The 18,694-nt window shown below is 62.1% G+C and carries 15 protein-coding genes, 1 pseudogene and 1 riboswitch; all 16 genes and pseudogenes read left to right on the forward strand.

Features of this window, described 5'->3' with window-relative positions; translation table 11 throughout:
• Positions 1 to 156 precede the first annotated feature (156 nt).
• A riboswitch (purine riboswitch) is annotated at positions 157 to 258 on the forward strand.
• A gap of 180 nt (positions 259 to 438) precedes the next feature.
• The 16 genes and pseudogenes from purE (at position 439) to PD282_RS27325 (ending at position 18,692) form a co-directional block, all read left to right on the forward strand.
• Positions 439 to 924, forward strand: coding sequence for a 5-(carboxyamino)imidazole ribonucleotide mutase (purE, locus tag PD282_RS03290; protein ID WP_274648963.1), 486 nt, complete (start codon positions 439 to 441; stop codon positions 922 to 924).
• Entirely contained in the window at positions 921 to 2,138 is a 1,218-nt protein-coding gene (gene purK, locus PD282_RS03295) for a 5-(carboxyamino)imidazole ribonucleotide synthase (RefSeq protein WP_274648964.1), read from the forward strand. Before purE ends, purK begins: the two co-directional genes overlap by 4 nt.
• 6 nt (positions 2,139 to 2,144) lie before the next feature.
• Entirely contained in the window at positions 2,145 to 3,440 is a 1,296-nt protein-coding gene (gene purB, locus PD282_RS03300) for an adenylosuccinate lyase (RefSeq protein WP_274648965.1), read from the forward strand.
• Between the two features lie 144 nt (positions 3,441 to 3,584).
• Complete coding sequence (locus PD282_RS03305) at positions 3,585 to 4,475, forward strand: phosphoribosylaminoimidazolesuccinocarboxamide synthase (RefSeq protein WP_274648966.1); 891 nt, start codon at positions 3,585 to 3,587, stop codon at positions 4,473 to 4,475.
• Between the two features lie 118 nt (positions 4,476 to 4,593).
• Positions 4,594 to 4,836, forward strand: coding sequence for a phosphoribosylformylglycinamidine synthase subunit PurS (gene purS / locus PD282_RS03310; protein ID WP_274648967.1), 243 nt, complete (start codon positions 4,594 to 4,596; stop codon positions 4,834 to 4,836).
• Positions 4,837 to 4,840: 4 nt separating this feature from the next.
• Entirely contained in the window at positions 4,841 to 5,536 is a 696-nt protein-coding gene (gene purQ / locus PD282_RS03315) for a phosphoribosylformylglycinamidine synthase subunit PurQ (RefSeq protein ID WP_274648968.1), read from the forward strand.
• Positions 5,514 to 7,757: a phosphoribosylformylglycinamidine synthase subunit PurL gene (purL, locus tag PD282_RS03320; RefSeq protein ID WP_274648969.1), complete on the forward strand. Its 2,244-nt coding sequence runs from the start codon at positions 5,514 to 5,516 to the stop codon at positions 7,755 to 7,757. The genes purQ and purL overlap by 23 nt, the downstream gene beginning before the upstream one ends.
• Positions 7,742 to 9,223, forward strand: coding sequence for an amidophosphoribosyltransferase (gene purF, locus PD282_RS03325; RefSeq protein WP_274648970.1), 1,482 nt, complete (start codon positions 7,742 to 7,744; stop codon positions 9,221 to 9,223). The genes purL and purF overlap by 16 nt, the downstream gene beginning before the upstream one ends.
• 363 nt (positions 9,224 to 9,586) lie before the next feature.
• Positions 9,587 to 10,630, forward strand: a complete 1,044-nt coding sequence (purM, locus tag PD282_RS03330; protein WP_274648971.1) for a phosphoribosylformylglycinamidine cyclo-ligase — start codon at positions 9,587 to 9,589, stop codon at positions 10,628 to 10,630.
• The gene (purN, locus tag PD282_RS03335) at positions 10,630 to 11,310 is read left to right on the forward strand and encodes a phosphoribosylglycinamide formyltransferase (protein ID WP_274648972.1); all 681 of its coding nucleotides are present in this window, start codon (positions 10,630 to 10,632) and stop codon (positions 11,308 to 11,310) included. The genes purM and purN overlap by 1 nt, the downstream gene beginning before the upstream one ends.
• A gap of 265 nt (positions 11,311 to 11,575) precedes the next feature.
• Complete coding sequence (purH, locus tag PD282_RS03340) at positions 11,576 to 13,123, forward strand: bifunctional phosphoribosylaminoimidazolecarboxamide formyltransferase/IMP cyclohydrolase (protein ID WP_274648973.1); 1,548 nt, start codon at positions 11,576 to 11,578, stop codon at positions 13,121 to 13,123.
• A 48-nt stretch (positions 13,124 to 13,171) separates the two neighbouring features.
• The gene (gene purD / locus PD282_RS03345) at positions 13,172 to 14,443 is read left to right on the forward strand and encodes a phosphoribosylamine--glycine ligase (RefSeq protein WP_274648974.1); all 1,272 of its coding nucleotides are present in this window, start codon (positions 13,172 to 13,174) and stop codon (positions 14,441 to 14,443) included.
• A gap of 575 nt (positions 14,444 to 15,018) precedes the next feature.
• Positions 15,019 to 15,978, forward strand: coding sequence for a polysaccharide deacetylase family protein (locus PD282_RS03350; RefSeq protein WP_274648975.1), 960 nt, complete (start codon positions 15,019 to 15,021; stop codon positions 15,976 to 15,978).
• 296 nt (positions 15,979 to 16,274) lie between these two features.
• The gene (locus PD282_RS03355; protein WP_274648976.1) at positions 16,275 to 17,672 is read left to right on the forward strand and encodes an FG-GAP repeat domain-containing protein; all 1,398 of its coding nucleotides are present in this window, start codon (positions 16,275 to 16,277) and stop codon (positions 17,670 to 17,672) included.
• Positions 17,673 to 17,699: 27 nt separating this feature from the next.
• Positions 17,700 to 18,068 (forward strand): annotated as a pseudogene (locus PD282_RS03360) (response regulator transcription factor); the annotation flags it as partial.
• 129 nt (positions 18,069 to 18,197) lie between these two features.
• Positions 18,198 to 18,692, forward strand: a complete 495-nt coding sequence (locus tag PD282_RS27325; protein ID WP_338045247.1) for a winged helix-turn-helix domain-containing protein — start codon at positions 18,198 to 18,200, stop codon at positions 18,690 to 18,692.
• Positions 18,693 to 18,694 lie beyond the last annotated feature (2 nt).

The raw sequence follows: 18,694 nt of genomic DNA on the forward strand, positions 1-18,694 counted from the left end.
GGCCGCACCGGCGGTATTGAAGCCGGCTAGTTTCCGACTGGCGGTTATGGTCGTAAACGGCGGAATTCGATACATGACGGAAAAACGAACTTTTATAAAAGGTGGCTCGATAAATGTTCGTATTTAGGTTGACAGGCGTAGGGCGGTTGAGTAAACTGAATTTGTGCATGAGCAGTTCGTATATATTCGGGAATAAGGCCCGGACGTTTCTACCCGAAAACCGCAAATTTTCGGACTACGAGCGCGAGTTGAAGAGATGAGGTTGCCCCGGTTCGGGGCAGCCTCGGCCTGTCTTTTGGGAGGGATGAAATGACCCTCCTTTACGGCCGTTCGTGTCCCGCAGCCGTTTTCCGACCGGAAACACCGCTGGCGGGATTTTTATTTTCCTGAATATGTCGTTTATTTCCATACTCTCTCTATAGAAGGCAGGTTTTTGCGATGTCAGCGAAAGTGGGCGTCATCATGGGCAGCAAATCGGACTGGGAGACGATGAAGCTTGCCTGCGATATTCTGGACGAGCTCCACATTCCGTATGAGAAAAAGGTCGTCTCGGCGCACCGGACGCCGGACCTGATGTTCGAATATGCGGAAACCGCCGCCGCCCGCGGCCTGAAAGTCATTATCGCCGGTGCCGGCGGCGCGGCGCATTTGCCGGGCATGGTCGCCGCGAAGACGGTTCTGCCCGTTATTGGCGTGCCCGTCAAGTCGTCGAGCCTGAGCGGGCTCGATTCGCTTTTGTCGATCGTGCAGATGCCGGGCGGCATTCCGGTCGCCACCGTGGCGATCGGCAATGCCGGCGGCACGAACGCAGGGCTGCTCGCGGCGCAAATGCTCGGAGCGTTCGACCCTGAGGTGCAGGCGCGCGTACAGGCGCGGCGCGACCGCATCCGGCGCGAAGTGATGGAAAGCGGCGAGACGCTATGAGCGGGACGAACGGGCCGGTCGGAGAACGGTTAGCGCCCGGTGTACCCGGCGACCGCGCAGACGGCGCGAAGGTCATTTTGCCCGGCGCGACGGTCGGTATCCTCGGCGGCGGCCAGCTCGGCCGGATGATGGCGAATGCCGGCAGCGCGATGGGCTACCGCTTCGTCGCGCTCGATCCGACGCCGGACGCGCCGTGCGGGCAGGTGGCCGAGCAGATCGTCGCCGCCTACGACGACCGCGAAGCGGCGCGCGAGCTGGCCCGGCGCGCCGACGTCATCACGTACGAATTCGAAAATGTCGATGCGGGCGTCGCCGCCATGCTCAAGGAGGAATCGTACGTGCCGCAGGGCAGCGGGCTGCTGTATACGACGCAGCACCGGCTGCGCGAGAAGCGGGCGATCGAGGCGGCAGGAGTGCGCGTAGCCCCTTACGCCGAAATCCGCAGCGCGGACGAGCTGCGCGAGGCCGCGGAGCGCTTCGGCCTGCCTTGCGTACTGAAAACCGCGACCGGCGGCTATGACGGCAAGGGACAATGGGTCATCCGCAGCATGGACGAAACCGGCGAAGCGTTCGAAACGCTGAGCAAGGCGCGGACGGAGCTCGTGCTCGAGCAGTTTATCCGCTTCGAGAAGGAGCTGTCCGTCATCGCGGCGAGAAATCCGCAGGGCGAAATCCGGACGTTCCCGGCTGCCGAGAACATCCACGTCGAGAACATTTTGCACCTGTCGATCGTGCCCGCCCGCGTGAACGCCGCCGTCCTGGCGGAAGCGGAGAAGCTGGCCGCCCGCATCGCGGAAGGGCTCGGCGTCGTCGGGCTGATCGCGGTCGAAATGTTTCTGACCGCGGACGGCGGGATCTTCGTCAACGAGCTGGCGCCGCGGCCGCACAACAGCGGCCACTACACGATGGAGGCGTGCCGCACGTCGCAGTTCGAGCAGCACATCCGTGCCGTCTGCGGCCTGCCGCTCGGCGACCCGTCGCTGATGTCGCCGGTCGTCATGGCGAACGTGCTCGGCGAGCATGTCGGCCCGCTGCTGGAATGGATGGCGGCGCCCGACGAGGCTGCCGCGCGGCTCGGCGCCGCGCCGAAGGTGCATTTGTACGGCAAGCATGAAGCGAAGCATAAACGGAAGATGGGCCACGTCAACGTGCTGGCGAAGGATACGGACACCGCGCTGGCCTGGATATCCGAAACGAATATTTGGAGGGTTTGATAGGCGATGTTGGAACGGTACAGCAGACCGGAAATGAGAGCGATTTGGACCGAGGAGAACAAATTCAAAGCATGGCTCGAGGTCGAGCTTTGCGCCTGCGAAGCGTGGGTGGAGCTCGGCGCGATACCGCGCGAGGACGCCGAAGCGCTGCGCAGCGGCGCAACCTTTAACATCGACCGCATCAACGAAATCGAGCAGGAGACGCGCCACGACGTCATCGCCTTTACGCGCGCCGTTTCCGAGACCGTCGGCCCGGAGCGCAAATGGGTCCATTACGGCCTGACGTCGACGGACGTCGTCGATACGGCGCTCGGCTATCTGCTCCGCCAGGCGAACGCGATTTTGGAAAAGGACATCCTGAACTTCATCGACATTCTCCGCGTCCAGGCGGTCGCCTACAAGGATACGCCGATGATGGGCAGGACCCACGGCGTTCATGCGGAGCCGACGACCTTCGGTCTTAAGGTTGCGCTCTGGTACGAAGAGATGAAGCGAAACCTCGAGCGGTTCCGCCATGCGGCCGGCGGCGTCCAGTTCGGCAAAATTTCCGGCGCGGTCGGGACGTACGCCAACATCGATCCGTTCGTCGAGCAGTTCGTCTGCGAGAAGCTCGGCATTTCGCCGGCGCCGATCTCGACCCAGACGCTGCAGCGCGACCGCCACGCGGAATATATGGCGACGCTCGCCCTCATCGCGACGTCGCTCGACAAGTTCGCGACGGAAATCCGCGCCCTGCAGAAGAGCGAGTTCCGCGAAGTGGAGGAGCCGTTCGCCAAAGGGCAGAAGGGCTCGTCCGCGATGCCGCACAAACGCAATCCGATCGGCTGCGAGAACATTTCCGGCCTGGCCCGCGTCATCCGCGGCCATATGATTTCCGCCTATGAGAACGTCACGCTCTGGCACGAGCGCGACATCAGCCACTCCTCGGTGGAGCGTATCATTTTGCCGGATGCGACGATGCTGCTGAACTATATGCTGAACCGGCTCGGCAACATTATCAAGAACCTGACTGTATTCCCGGAAAACATGAAACGCAACATGCAGCGCACTTACGGCGTGCCGTTCTCCGGCCGCGTGCTGACGAAGCTGATCGACAAGGGCTTCAGCCGCGAGCGGGCGTACGACACCGTTCAGCCGCGCGCGATGCAGGCGTGGGAGGAACAGCGCCAGTTCCGCGACATCATTGAAGCGTCGCCGGAAATTACGGAGGTGCTGTCGCCGGAAGAGATCGACGACTGCTTCAACCCGGCGTGGCATCTGAAGCATGTCGATACGATTTTCAAACGTCTCGGATTGATCTGACGCGTCAGCCGCGCCGCCCGCTTTCTTCACGGATTGCCGGGCGGGAAGTGGGTGACGCGGATAAGCATGCCGCAGGTACGGGCTGCGCCGGACAGGCTTTTCACGAGCCGGTACACGCGGCAGATGAAAGGGAGCGAGATAACGATGACTGCACAAGCGCTGTCCACGGCGGCCGATTATGTGAAAGCGCCGCTGCTGTATAAAGGCAAGGTGCGCGAGCTGTACGATCTGGGCGAGCATTATTTGATCGTCGTCACCGACCGCATCAGCGCGTTCGATTACGTGCTCGAACCGGCGGTGCCGGAGAAGGGCAGCGTGCTGAACCGCCTGTCGGCGTTCTGGTTCGAGCAGACGAAAGGGATCCAGCCGAACCACGTCGTCCATACGGATGTGAGCCGGCTCGGCGATCTCGTGACGGAGCCGGAGCTATTGAAAAACCGCATCATGGTCACGAAAAAAGCGGAGCGCATCGACATCGAATGCGTCGTCCGCGGCTATATCACGGGCGGCGGTTGGAGACAATATACCAAAACGTCGGCGGTGAACGGCATTCCGCTGCCGGCGGGCATGCACAAGAACGAGCGCTTCGAGCGCCCGCTCTTCACGCCGGCGGCCAAAAACGACGTCGGCCACGACGAAGATATTTCGTTCGAACGGATGCAGGAGCTGGTCGGCGTCGAGCTGGCAGAAGAGCTGTGCGACCGCAGCGTGAAGCTGTACGAATTCGCGCGCGCCTACTGCGAAGAGCGCGGCATCATTCTGGCCGACTGCAAATTCGAGTTCGGCCTTATCGACGGTCAAGTCATTCTCATCGACGAAATTTTTACGCCCGACGCTTCCCGGTTTTGGGCGAAAGAAAACTACGCATACGACATCGAGATCGACAGCATGGACAAAGAGCCGGTGCGCAGCTACCTGGCCGCATCGGACTGGGATCAGAACAGCAAGCCCGACCCGCTGCCGGCCCGCGTCGTTGAAGAAACGACCCGCCGTTATCTCGAGATCTACCGCCGCTTGACGGGCGAATCGCTGTAGCGGAAGCCGCCGGCGGAAAAGCATAAGCTTCACCGGACGGACATGGCAATCATTCACGCGCGGGGCAAGCAAAGATGCCCCGCATCCCATAACCATTTTATCGGAGGCGACCCACCCCATGAAAGCGAAGGTTTACGTGACGATCAAACAAAACGTGCTCGATCCGCAAGGCAGCGCCGTCCAGGGCGCGCTGCATTCGATGGGCTTCGGCGAAGTCGGCAGGGTGCGCATCGGCAAATATCTCGAGCTGGAGCTCGAAACCAGCGATCGCGCGGAAGCCGAAACGCGCCTGAAGACGATGTGCGAGAAGCTGCTGGCCAACACGGTCGTCGAAGATTACCGATTCGAATTGGAGGGCTGAACCGATGAAGTTCGCGGTACTCGTTTTCCCCGGCTCCAACTGCGATATCGACTGCTACAAGGCGGTGGAAGACACGATCGGCCAGGAGGTCGACTACGTCTGGCATACGGCAACCGATCTCTCGGCCTACGACGCGATTCTCGTGCCGGGCGGTTTCTCCTACGGCGATTATTTGCGCTGCGGCGCAATCGCCCGTTTCGCCCCGGTCATGAGCGAGGTGGTCAAAGCGGCCGAGCAGGGCAAATTTATTCTCGGCATTTGCAACGGCTTCCAGATTCTTACTGAGGCGGGGCTGCTGCCGGGGGCGCTGCTGCGCAACAGCGGCATGCAGTTCCGCTGCCACAGCGCGCTGCTTGAGGTGGTCAACAACGCGACGCCGTTCACGAACCAATTCGCGAAGGGCGAAATCGTCGATATCCCGATCGCGCACGGCGAAGGCAATTACTACTGCGACGAGGAAACGCTGGCGAAGCTCGAGGCGAACGGGCAGGTCGTGTTCCGTTACAAAGCGGGGGCAAACCCGAACGGATCCGTGAACGGTATCGCGGGAATTTGCAGCGAGCGCGGCAACGTCGTCGGCATGATGCCGCACCCGGAGCGCGCGATCGATCAGCTGCTCGGCTCGGAGGACGGCAAACGGATGTTTACTTCGATTTTGAACGCATGGAGGGAACGGCATGGCGCAGCAGTTAACGGCTAAGGAGCCGACGGCGGAGCAAATCGCGGACCAGAAAATTTACCGGCAGTTCGGCGTGACGGACCAGGAATACGAGCTGATCTGCGGCTTTCTCGGCCGCCAGCCGAATTATACGGAAATCGGCGTGTTCAGCGTCATGTGGTCGGAGCACTGCGCGTACAAGAACTCCAAGCCGATCCTGAAAAAGTTTCCGGTCACCGGTCCGAAGGTGCTGATGGGCCCCGGCGAAGGCGCGGGCATCGTCGACATCGGCGACAACCAGGCGGTCGTATTCAAAATCGAATCGCACAACCATCCGTCCGCGGTCGAGCCGTATCAGGGCGCGGCGACGGGGGTCGGCGGCATCATCCGCGACATTTTCTCGATGGGCGCGCGTCCGGTCGCGCTGCTGAACAGCCTCCGTTTCGGCCGGCTCGAGAACGACCGCGTCAAATATTTGTTCGAGCACGTCGTCGGCGGCATTGCCGGCTACGGCAACTGCATCGGCATCCCGACGGTGGCGGGCGAAGTGATGTTCGACGAAAGCTACGAGGGCAACCCGCTTGTCAATGCGATGTGCGTCGGTCTTATCGATCACGATAAAATCCAGCGCGGCGTTGCTAAAGGCGTCGGCAACCCGGTCTTTTACGTCGGGCCGGCTACCGGCCGCGACGGCATTCACGGCGCCACCTTCGCCTCCGTCGAGCTGTCCGAGGAATCGGAGGAGAAGCGGACGGCGGTGCAGGTCGGCGATCCGTTCATGGAGAAGCTCGTCATGGAAGCGACGCTCGAGCTGATCGATTCCGGCATCGTGCTCGGCATTCAGGACATGGGCGCGGCGGGGCTGACGTGCTCCAGCGCGGAGATGGCGTCGAAGGCGGGCAACGGCCTCGAGCTGTACCTCGACGAGGTGCCGCAACGAGAGGAAGGCATGACGCCGTACGAAATGATGCTGTCCGAATCGCAGGAGCGGATGCTGTTCGTCGTTGCGCCGGAGCATGAGGCGCAGGCGAGGGAAATTTTCGATCGCTGGGGCGTCATCTGCGCGAAGGTCGGCAAGGTGACGGACGACGGCCGCCTCCGCCTGTTCCACAAGGGCGAGCAGGTTGCCGACATGCCGGTCAAGGCGCTCGTCGACGAATGCCCGGTCTATCACAAGCCCTCGCTCGAGCCGGCGTATTACGCCGAGAACGCGAAGGTCGATACGGCGGCGTATCCCGAGCCGGCCGATTTGACGGAAGCGCTGAAGCAGGTGCTCGCCTCGCCGACTGTGGCCAGCAAAGAATGGGTATATAATCAATATGACTATATGGTGCGCACGAGCACGGCCGTTCAGCCCGGCTCGGATGCGGCGGTCGTCACGATTCGCGGCACGCGCAAAGCGCTCGCCATGACGACGGATTGCAACGGACGTTACGTCTACCTCGATCCGGAGGTCGGCGGGCGCATCGCCGTCGCCGAGGCGGCGCGCAACATCGTCTGCTCCGGGGCCGAGCCGCTCGCGATTACGGACAACCTGAATTTCGGAAGTCCGGAGAAGCCGGAGGTGTTCTGGCAGCTCGAGAAAGCGGCGGACGGCATGTCCGAGGCGTGCAGAACGCTGGAGACGCCGGTCATCGGCGGCAACGTATCGCTGTATAACGAGAATGCCAAAGGAGCGATTTATCCGACGCCGGTTATCGGCATGGTCGGACTCGTGCACGATCTCGATCATATTACGACGCAGGGCTTTAAAGCCGAGGGCGACGTCATCCTGCTGCTCGGCGAAACGAAGCACGAGCTGGGCGGCAGCGAGCTGCAGTACGTGCTGCACGGACGGACGGAAGGCCGCCCGCCTCAGATCGATCTGGACGCCGAGAAAAAGCTGCTGGACGCGGTGCTCGGCGCTATTCGCCAAGGGCTCGTCGCATCGGCGCACGATCTGTCCGAAGGCGGCCTCGCGGCTGCGCTGGCGGAATCGTGCATCAGCGGCAAGCTGGGCGCCGAAGTGAACGTCGCGACGGAGCTGCGCGCCGACGCGGCGCTGTTCAGCGAATCGCAATCGCGCATTCTGCTGTCGGCGAAGCCGGAGCGGGCGGACAAGCTCGCGCAATATTTGACGGAGCGGGGCGTACCGAACGCCCGGATCGGCACGGTGCGCGGCGCCGATTTGACGATCGGCGTAAGCGGCAGACCGTGCGTTTCGGCGCCGGTCGAACAATTGGAGAAGGTCTGGAAGGATGCGATTCCATGTCTGTTGAAGTGAAGCAGCTGCCGAAGCTGTGGACCGGCAGCCATTATAACGAAGGCATCGGGCGGGACGACATATTCGACAAGCTGCGCGAGGAATGCGGCGTATTCGGCGTCTGGGGCATTCCGGACGCCGCCCAGCTTGCCTATTACGGCCTTCACGCGCTGCAGCACCGCGGCGAGGAAAGCTCCGGCATCTGCACGGTCGACCTCGACAAGGGCGGCCGGTTTACGTACCACCGGGGCATGGGGCTCGTCAAGGAAGTATTCGATAAGCACCGGCTCGACGCGCTCGAAGGCAACATGGCGATCGGCCACGTCCGTTATTCGACCGCCGGCGAGAGCCGGCTGGCGAATGCGCAGCCGCTCGTCTTTAAATACCGTTCCGGGGATCTGGCCGTAGCGACGAACGGCAACATCGTCAACGCTCCCGCCATCCGGGAGGAGCTGGAGGAGCTCGGGTCGATTTTCCAAACAACGAGCGATACAGAGGTTATCGCCCACCTGATCGCCCGTTCGGGCAAAGACTTCGTTACGGCGGCGAAAGAAGCGCTGCAGCGGATTATCGGCGGCTTCGCGTTCCTGATCATGACGAACGACATGCTGCTCGTCGCGTCCGATGCCCACGGCCTTCGCCCGCTGGTGATGGGCAAGCTCGGCAAGGGCTTCGTCTTCGCTTCGGAGACGTGCGCGCTCGAGACGGTCGGAGCCGAATACGTCCGCGACGTTCAGCCGGGCGAGCTGCTCGTTCTGGACCGCGACGGCCTGCGCGAGGACCGTTTTGCGGACAATGCGCAGCGCGCGACATGCGCGATGGAATATATTTATTTTGCCCGGCCGGACAGCGACATTAACGGCATTAACCTTCATTCCTCCCGCAAACGGATGGGTCAGCAGCTAGCGATCGAATCGTTCGTCGACGCGGATATCGTGACCGGCGTCCCGGACTCGAGCATCTCGGCGGCGATCGGCTATGCGGAGCAGACGGGCATTCCGTACGAGCTGGGGCTGATCAAAAACAAGTACACCGGCCGCACGTTTATCCAGCCGTCCCAGGAGCTTCGCGAGAAGGGCGTGAAAATGAAGCTGTCCGCCGTCCGCAAGGTCGTCGAGGGCAAGCGCGTCGTCATGATCGACGATTCGATCGTGCGCGGCACGACGTCGCTGCGCATCGTGAACATGCTGCGGGAAGCGGGCGCGACCGAGGTGCATGTGCGCATTTCGTCGCCGCCGTTCGCGAATCCGTGCTACTACGGCATCGACACGCCGGACCGCAAGCAGCTGATCGCCTCGCAGAAAACGGTGGAGGAAATCCGCAGGGCGATCAACGCGGACTCGCTTTATTTTCTGAGCGAGGAAGGGCTGGTCGAGGCGATCGGCGGCAACGACGGGCTGAAAAATCGCGGCTTGTGCATGGCCTGCTTCAACAACGATTATCCGACCGAGGTCGACGAAAGCTCGGACAAGAGCTGCAGCTGCTGACGCGCACTTTGCGGGCAGCGTTAACCGTGGAGCCTCGGCGGAGCAGGCGCGCACTGGATTTCGCGAATATGCCCCGGTCCGCATAACGGTGTGGCCGGGTTTGCTCCGGCATGCTCGCCGGGGCAAGCCCATCCTCCTAACGGCTGCGGTCGGGATCGCTCCGGCAATGCTTGCTGCGGTAAGGCGACTTACGGCTGTGGCCGGGGCCGCTCCGGCAATGCTCGCCGTGGTAAGGCGACTTACGGCTGCCGCCGGGATCGCGCCCGGTTTCTCGCCGCGACGATTCGAACGGGAATATGTGATGACATCCTCTTTTTACGGGATGAAGCTTTAACAAGGTGAACGATAAAGGAGCTGAACCAGGTGGCAGAAGCGTACAAACAAGCCGGCGTCGATATCGCGGCGGGCAACGAAGCGGTCGAACGGATGAAAAAGCACGTAAGGAAAACGTTCCGCCCCGAAGTGCTGACCGAGCTCGGCGGCTTCGGCGCACTGTTCGGGCTGAACAAGGACAAGTACGAGGAGCCGGTTCTCGTCTCGGGCACCGACGGCGTCGGCACGAAGCTGAAGGTCGCCTTTGCCATGGACAAGCACGACACGATCGGCATCGACGCGGTGGCGATGTGCGTGAACGATATCGTCGTGCAGGGCGCGGAACCGCTTTTTTTCCTCGACTATCTGGCGTGCGGCAAGGTGGTGCCGGAGCGAATCGAGGCGATCGTCAAAGGCATTTCGGACGGCTGCGTACAGTCGGGCTGCGCCCTGATCGGCGGCGAGACGGCGGAAATGCCCGGCATGTATCAAGGGGACGAGTACGATATCGCGGGCTTCGCGGTCGGCATCGTCGATCGCAAAAAGATCATCGACGGCAAATCGATTGCGCCGGGCGACGCGATTATCGGCCTCGCTTCCAGCGGCATTCACAGCAACGGCTTCTCGCTCGTGCGCCGGCTGCTCCTTGAGCAAAGCGGCTACAGCCTGGACCAGGCGGTGCCGGAGCTCGAAGGCCGGAAGCTCGGCGAGGTCATTCTCGAGCCGACGCGCATCTACGTCCAATCGGCTCTGGAGCTCACGCGCCGCGTGCAGGTGAAGGGCATGGCCCACATCACCGGCGGCGGCTTTATCGAAAATATTCCGCGCGTGCTGCCCGAGGGCGTGAACGCGCACATCGATTACGGCTCCTGGCCGATCCAGCCGATATTCAAGCTGATGCAGGCAAAAGGCGCCATTACGAATCGCGACATGTTCACGACGTTCAACATGGGCATCGGCATGGTTGTCGTCGTCCCGGCCGAACAGGCGGAGGAAGCGCTGCGCGCCGCCCGCGAGTTCGGCGAGGACGCGTACAGGATCGGAACGGTGACGGAAGGCAGCCGCATCGTCACCTTTACGGGGGCGGACGTGTAATGGGGGCTTTACGCTTCGCCGTATTCGCTTCCGGCCGAGGAACCAATTTCCAGGCGCTGGCGGATGCGGCGGGACAAGACCGGCTCGAGGGCGCAAGCCTCGAGCTTCTTGTTTGTGACAAGCCCGAATCGCCGGTGGCGGAGCGGGCGAAGCGGGCCGGCATCGACACGCTCCTGTTCCGGCCGAAGGAATACCCGACGCGCGAGGCGTACGAGCGGGAAATTTACGCGGAGCTGCAGCGCCGCGGCATCGGGCTGATCGTGCTTGCCGGCTATATGCGGATCATTACGCCGGTGCTCGTCGAGCCGTATTACGGGCGTATGATCAACGTTCATCCTTCTCTGCTGCCCGCATTTCCGGGCGTGAGCGGCATCCGGCAGGCGCTGGACTACGGCGTGAAGCTGACGGGCGTTACCGTCCATTTCGTGGACGGCGGCCTCGACAGCGGGCCGATTATCGCCCAACGGGCGGTCGAGGTGCTGGACGGCGACACGGAAGCGGCGCTTGCGGCACGCATTCATGCGGCCGAGCAAGAGCTGCTCCCCTGGGTCGTTCAGCGGATTGCCGCGGGCGCGGTCCGGCTGGACGGGCGCATCGTCACGATAACGGATGCCGGAACGGGCGCAGACGCGGATGCCGGCGCAGCTTCGGGCGCAGGGAGCGGGCAAAGCGCAACGTAAACGGCCGGCAGCGCCCGGAGCGGGCAAAACGGCGGCGCCCGGAGCATGGGTCGCTACCGGAGTATGGGATAGCATCCCGGGGGCATGTGATAGCATCCGGGGCATAGGTCGCTCCCGGAATATGGGGTCGCATCTCGGAGCATGGATCGCTCCCGAAGTTTAGGATCGCATCCCGGAGAATGGATCGCTCTCGGAGCATGGGATCGTATCCGGCGTTTTGCATTCGGTTTTCGGCGGCTAAAACCAATTGAGGAGGGTTTCTGAAGTGGCAATTCGAAGAGCGTTAATCAGTGTATCGGACAAGACGGGTATTGTGGAGTTTTCCCGCGCGCTTGCGGGACTCGGCGTGCAAATCATTTCGACGGGCGGAACGGCAAGCCTGCTGCAGAAGGAAGGCGTGCCGGTCGTCGGCATTTCCGACGTCACGGGCTTCCCGGAAATTCTCGACGGCCGCGTCAAAACGCTTCATCCGGCCGTGCACAGCGGCCTGCTCGCGGTCCGCGACGACGAGGAGCACCAGAAGGCGATGAAGGAGCTCGGCCTCGATTACATCGACCTCGTGGTCGTCAACCTGTATCCGTTCGCGGCGACGATCGCGAAACCGGACGTGACGTACGAGGATGCGATCGAGAACATCGATATCGGCGGTCCGACCATGCTGCGTTCCGCCGCGAAAAATCACGCGTTCGTCACCGTTGTCGTCGACGCGGCGGACTATGAAGCCGTGCTTGGAGAAATCCGGGCGGACGGCGATACGACGCTCGAGACGCGCAAACGGCTGGCGGCGAAAGTATTCCGCCACACCGGCGCCTACGATGCGCTCATTTCCGATTACCTGTCCAAGCTGCAGGGCGATCCGCTGCCGGAGCGCTATACCGTCACGTACGAGAAGGTTCAGGATTTGCGCTACGGCGAGAACCCGCACCAGCGGGCGGCGTTTTACCGCAAGCCGCTGGCCTCGCCCGGCAACATTACGACGGCGGAGCAGCTGCACGGCAAAGAGCTGTCCTACAACAACATTAACGACGCGAACGCGGCGCTCGCCATCGTCAAAGAATTCGACGAGCCGGCCGTCGTGGCCGTCAAGCATATGAACCCGTGCGGCGTCGGCATCGGCAAGGATATCCACGAAGCGTACCAGAAGGCGTATGCTGCCGACCCGACGTCGATTTTCGGCGGCATCGTCGCGGCGAACCGCACGATCGGCGCGGAGACGGCGCAGCTGCTGAGCGAGATTTTCCTGGAAATTATTTTAGCCCCGGATTTCACGCCGGAAGCGCTCGAGATTTTGACGAAGAAGAAAAACATCCGCCTGCTGAAGCTCGGCGAGTTCGAATCGGCCCAGGAGCGCAAAGCCGACTGGCTCGTGACGAGCGTCGACGGCGGCATGCTCGTTCAGGAAAGCGACGTGCACAGCCTGTCCGAAAGCGAGCTGAAGGTCGTGACCGGCCGCAAGCCGACCGAGGAGGAGCTGAAGCAGCTGCTGTTCGGCTGGAAGGTCGTGAAGCACGTGAAGTCGAACGCGATTTTGCTGGCGAAGGACAGCATGACGATCGGCGTCGGCGCCGGTCAAATGAACCGTGTCGGCGCGGCGCAAATCGCCATTGCCCAGGCGGGCGACAACGCGCGCGGCGCGGTGCTGGCCTCCGACGCGTTCTTCCCGATGGGCGACACGCTGGAGCTGGCGGCCAAAGCCGGCATTACCGCGGTCATCCAGCCGGGCGGCTCGGTGCGCGACGAGGAATCGATCGCCGTGGCCAATGCGAACAATATCGCGATGGTGTTCACGGGCGTGCGCCATTTTAAACATTAGGAGCCGGCCGAGGCTGAAAGTGCGAGTACAATCGGGAGGGTGTTGCATGTGCGTATAATGGTGATCGGCGGAGGCGGCCGCGAGCATGCGATCGTATGGGCGCTTGCCAAAAGCGATAAAGTGAAGCAAATCTACTGTGCGCCGGGCAACGCGGGCATCGCGGAGCTGGCGGAGTGCGTGCCGATTCCGGTAAACCGTTTCGCCGATCTGATCCAATTCGCGACCGATCATGCGGTCGATCTCGTCGTGGTCGGACCGGACGACCCGCTGGCGGACGGCATCGTCGATGCGTTCGAAGAGCGGGGCATTCCGATCTTCGGTCCGCGCAAAAACGCGGCGGAAATCGAAGGCAGCAAAATTTTCATGAAAAATCTGCTGAAAAAATACGGCATCCCGACGGCGAAATACGAGACGTTCACCGATTTCGAAACGGCGCTCGCTTACCTGCGCGAGCAGTCCGCGCCGATCGTCGTGAAGGCGGACGGCCTTGCGGCGGGCAAGGGCGTCACCGTCGCCTATACGATCGAAGAAGCGGAGCAGGCGCTGCGCGACATGATGGTCGGCAAGGTGTTCGGGGAATCCGGCGGCCGCGTCGTCATCGAGGAGTTTCTCGAGGGGCAGGAAATGTCCATTCTGTCCTTCGTCGACGGGGAGACGGTCCGCCCGATGGTGCCGGCCCAGGATCATAAGCCGGTCTTCGACGGCGACAAAGGGCCGAACACCGGCGGTATGGGTACTTATTCGCCGCTGCCGCACATCGATCCGGCGATCGTGGAAGCCGCGATCAAGACGATTATCGAGCCGACGGCGCGGGCGATGGTAAGCGAGGGCCGCCCGTTCCGGGGCGTCCTGTTTGCCGGACTCATGATAACGAAGGACGGCGGCGTGAAAACGATCGAGTTCAACGCCCGCATGGGCGACCCGGAGACACAGGTTGTCCTGCCGCGGCTGAAAACCGATCTCGTGGACATCATACTCGCCGCGCTGAACGGACGTCTGGACCAGCTCGACATCCAGTGGAGCGACGAAGCTGCGGTATGCGTCATCGCCGCGTCGGAAGGCTACCCCGGCCCGTACCCGAAAGGCCGCGCGATCGAAGGGCTGGAAGCGGCCAAAGCGCAAGGCGCGCTGGTCTTCCACGCCGGCACGTCGGAGCAGGACGGAGAGGTCGTCACGAGCGGCGGCCGCGTGCTCGGCATCGTCGGCCTCGGCGCCGATATCGCGGAGGCGCGCGCCCGGGCGTATGAAGCGGTATCCGCGGTCCATTTCGGCGGTATGCACGTCCGCACGGATATCGCCGCGAAAGCGCTGAAGGGTTAAGCTGCGAAGGGGACTTCTACAAGCTGGAGATTTTTCATTCGGTGGCAGCCGGCCCAAACATCGTGAACAGCGGCTTCATCGATTTATCTTGGCATCATAAAAGCAGAAACGATTCTCAATGAACCTTGCGTTTGACCGTAACTTGCGAAACGCCTCGGTTTGGCAGATTGCCGAACCGGGGTTTTTTTATGAGATTATATGGGTTTTTTTTCGGTTGGAGCCGTATTTTCCGTTATTCGCTTTCATTTGGCGCCCTTGTAAAAAAGTGTGCCCATATCATCACTGGCGAGCCCGCAGCATAAGAATGGCAAGAAACATTACGGGTGAACCCGCCTTAAGAATGGAGGAACATCATGGACGGATTCGCCGCATAAGAATGGCAGGAAGCCTCAATTTCGGGACAGCGGAGAAACCGGCATGACCTTCATAAGCAATTGCCCGGATTTTCAGGATAAATCGTCTCTTATGCGACTTCATGCCCATGCGCGTGCGGCACGGCGGTGTTACTCTTTTGTAACGACTTGATCCGGGCGGTTCAGGTACGATAGGTAAAGGTGTAGCAAGGGGAGAGCGGAATGAGAAAACGTCGCTTAAAAAGGCGGGCATGGCCCTGGAAAATGCTGTTGTTTATCGTCGGTTTGACGATCCTCTCGGCGGCGGGCACACGGGAGGCGGTTCATGCCTGGCCGCATCTATGGACGGGATTGTCCGGCAGCGGGCAGCAAGCTTCGCTGCCGAATGGCGGGGAAGCTGCCGCGTCCCAGGCTTCGGGAGCGGCGTCCGCCATTTCGCGAGGCGGCGCGTCCGCCTCGGACCAAGTCACCGGAAACGCCGGCGCGCCGCAGCAGACGGCCGCGAAGCCCGCAGTGGTACACGCGATCGCCCGGCTCGACAAGCCGACCGTCAAGCCGGCCGTTTACAAGGCGAAGCCGGGAAGCAAGCTCGTGGCGCTGACGTTCGACGACGGGCCGGATAACCGGTATACGCCGCAGATTTTGGACATTTTGAAGAAAGCCAACGTTCATGCGACATTTTTTACGGTCGGTACGCAGGTGAAGAAGTATCCCGCGATCATGAAACGGATCATTCAGGAAGGGAATGAAATCGGCAATCATTCCTACCATCATCCCGACCTGTCCAAGCTGCCGGATACGAAAATCGTGAACGAGCTCATGTGGACGGACACGCTGATTAAGCGGTCTGCCGGGATCGTGCCGGATTTGGTCCGCGCCCCGTACGGGGCGGTCTCGCCGAGCCTGAAGGCGATCGCCATGGAGAACGGACGGACGCTTGTCGGCTGGACGGTCGATACCCGGGACTGGGCGGGCGATTCGGTGCCGGCCATGCGCCTTAACGTCGACCGGAATACGCATCCGGGCGGCATTATTTTAATGCATTGTTTCGGAGGGAAACATATTAAGAATACGCCGGTGCTGCTTCCGCTCATCATTAAAGACCTGCAGAGCAAAGGCTACACGTTCGTCACCGTCGACCAGCTTCTGGCGGCGAAGGCGAAAGGCAGCGCGCAGGCGTAGGTTCGGCCGCTTATGTACAGGCGTGGAGCATAAAGATTGACAGGGGCTGAAAGCCGGGACAGCCGGAATGAAGGATAGATGAAATGCCCGGAAGGCCGAGAAAGCCGGGAAGCAGGAACGAAGGAAACCCGGAAAGAAGAAATAGAGGAATGCCGAAAAGCCGAGCAGGAATGCACGGAAGGCCGCCGGGATGAGTAAGAAAGGGACTAAAAGGGGCGCTAAGCCGCGCTGACGGTTCGTTCGGAGCAGGAGCCGTTTTCTTTTGCCTTACGGAAGAGGGGACGAGAATGAGGAGAATGAATCGACTGAAGCGAATCGGGCGCCGGGGGCCGCTCGTGCTTGCAGGGCTGATCGTGCTGCTGTCCGCAACGGGCTGCGAGTACACGTCGACGCCTTCGGAGCTGCTGATCAACCCTCGGCTGACCCCGGAAAATGCGGAGCTGGCTTCCGCCGTGCAGGATGCGCTGCCTCCGCGTTCGAAGCTGTCGCTTCCGGACCGGTCGGATACGACCTCGGCGGTAAGCAAGATTGATTTGGACGGAGACGGGGAGATGGAGGCGGTTGTCACCTTTGCGGGCGAGAACGACAAGCATCAGGTGATGGCGCTGAAGAAGCGGGCGAACGGCTGGAAGCCATGGTTTACGTTTGCCGAATCGTCTGTGTACGGCATCGATTTTATGCGTACGGAAGATATGGACGGCGACGGCGTCCCCGAAGTGCTGATCGGATGGAACGAATATGGGGAACCCGAGCATATGCTGGATATTTATCATGTACCGAAGGATGCGTCCGCCGATTCGGTCCCCCGTCCCATAGGCGAACTGCCGTACGAAATAATGAATACGGGCGATGTGAACGGAGACGGCCATGATGAGCTTGCCCTCGTCAACCTGAACCGCGACAATTTAAAAGCAGCCGTAACCATTGAAAGCGTGACGGGCTCCACCGTCCGCAAGCTCGCATCCGCGCCGCTAAACGGCTCGGTGAACGGCTATACGCAGCTTGCGGCGGGCAAAATCGCTCCCGCCCGTTACGGCCTGCTGACCTATGCGGGAATCGGGGCGCATTCGACCTCGGCGTCGATGCTTGTATGGAATGACGGCTCGCTGGTTCAGGTGTCCGGCGATCAGGAAGGCTTGACGCCGGAGGATGTCGCTTCGGAGACGCCGAATAACGACATTAACGGCGACGGCATTATCGACCTTCATGTCCGCCGGGCCGCGCCCGGCCAGCCCGTTGACATTTCCTTTGCCGATATGCTCTGGATCGACCGCTATTTGCAGTGGAACGGGGCCGGAAAATTCGAGATTGTCGAAGAACGGTATGAGGACGGAGACAAAGGCTTTTCGGTGCGGATTCCCGCCGGGTGGAAGGGGCATTATACGGTGCGCCGCCCTACCGATCCGGATGCCGGAGCGATTGCGTTCGATTATTACGATACGGCATCCAACCGGCGCGCGGAGCTGTTCCGGATCCGGACCGTCGCGGCGGGGGAATGGAAGGACGCCGAGGAAGACCAGCAGGACCGGTCGGACCGTTATGCGGTGCTGGCGAAAGCGTCCGGCCTCGTCTACGAAGCGATTTGGGACGAGCCTCCGGCGGACTGGCCGGAAGAGGCGGCAGCGGCGTTTAAACAGATGCAGCCGGGCGAAGCGGCGCTGCGGCAGCAGTTCGCGCTGCTGCCGGAAACATAATTTTGAAGACGGGAGGCGCGCGAATCCATGCGTATTTTACTGCTGGAAGACGAGGAATCGATTCGCGGCTTTGTCCGCATTAATTTGAAACGGGGCGGCATGGACGTCACCGAAGCCGCGGACGGCGAAACGGCGCTGGCGCTGGCCGGAGAAGCGTCCCCGCCGTTCGATATCGCCCTGCTGGACGTCATGCTGCCGACGATGAGCGGCTTCGAGGTATGCAGCCGGCTGCGCGAGCAGTTTCCGCGCATGGGCATCATTATGCTGACGGCGAAGTCGCAGGAAGAAGACAAAATCTTCGGCCTCGAGCTCGGCGCGGACGACTACGTGCAGAAGCCGTTCAGCCCCGGCGAGCTGGTCGCCAGGGTCAGCGCGCTGTACCGGCGCATGATGCCGGGCGGCCTCTCGTGGCCGGAAGGCCGATCGGCCGGCGAAGCCGCCGGCCGCGAGCCGGCCTCGAGCGAGGCGGCGGGCCCACAGGCGCCGGGGGCCGCGGGGACCGCGCCCGCGCCGGCGAAGCCGGGCATGCCGGGCGCGTCGGGACAAGCCGCCGGCCGCGGCCCGGCCTCGAGCGAGGCGGCGGGCCCACAGGCGCCGGGGGCCGCAGCAGGGGCGGTGCCCGCGTCGGCGGAGCCGGGCATACCGGGCGCGGCGGCGGAGCCGACCGCCTCCGGCGAAGCCGGGGCAACGCCGTCGCCGGCGGCCGGGCGCGGAACGGAGCTGCGCTCCGGGCCGTTCCGCTTGTCCGAGGCGCAGCGGCGGCTGTGGAAGGACGGCGCCGAAATCGTGCTGACGCCGACCGAATGGACGCTCGTGCGGCTGCTGATGGAACGCGCTGGCGAGGGCCTGAGTCGCGACGAGATTTTGAACGCCGTGTGGGGGCGCCATTTTGTCGGGGATCTGAAAATCGTTGACGTCAACATCCGGCGCATCCGGCAAAAGCTCGAGGACGAGCCGTCGGAGCCGAAATATATTGAGACGCTGTGGGGTTACGGATACCGGTGGGAACGGAGCGAATGACC

The organism is Paenibacillus humicola, from assembly GCF_028826105.1.
Taxonomy (GTDB): Bacteria; Bacillota; Bacilli; order Paenibacillales; family Paenibacillaceae; genus Paenibacillus_Z; species Paenibacillus_Z humicola.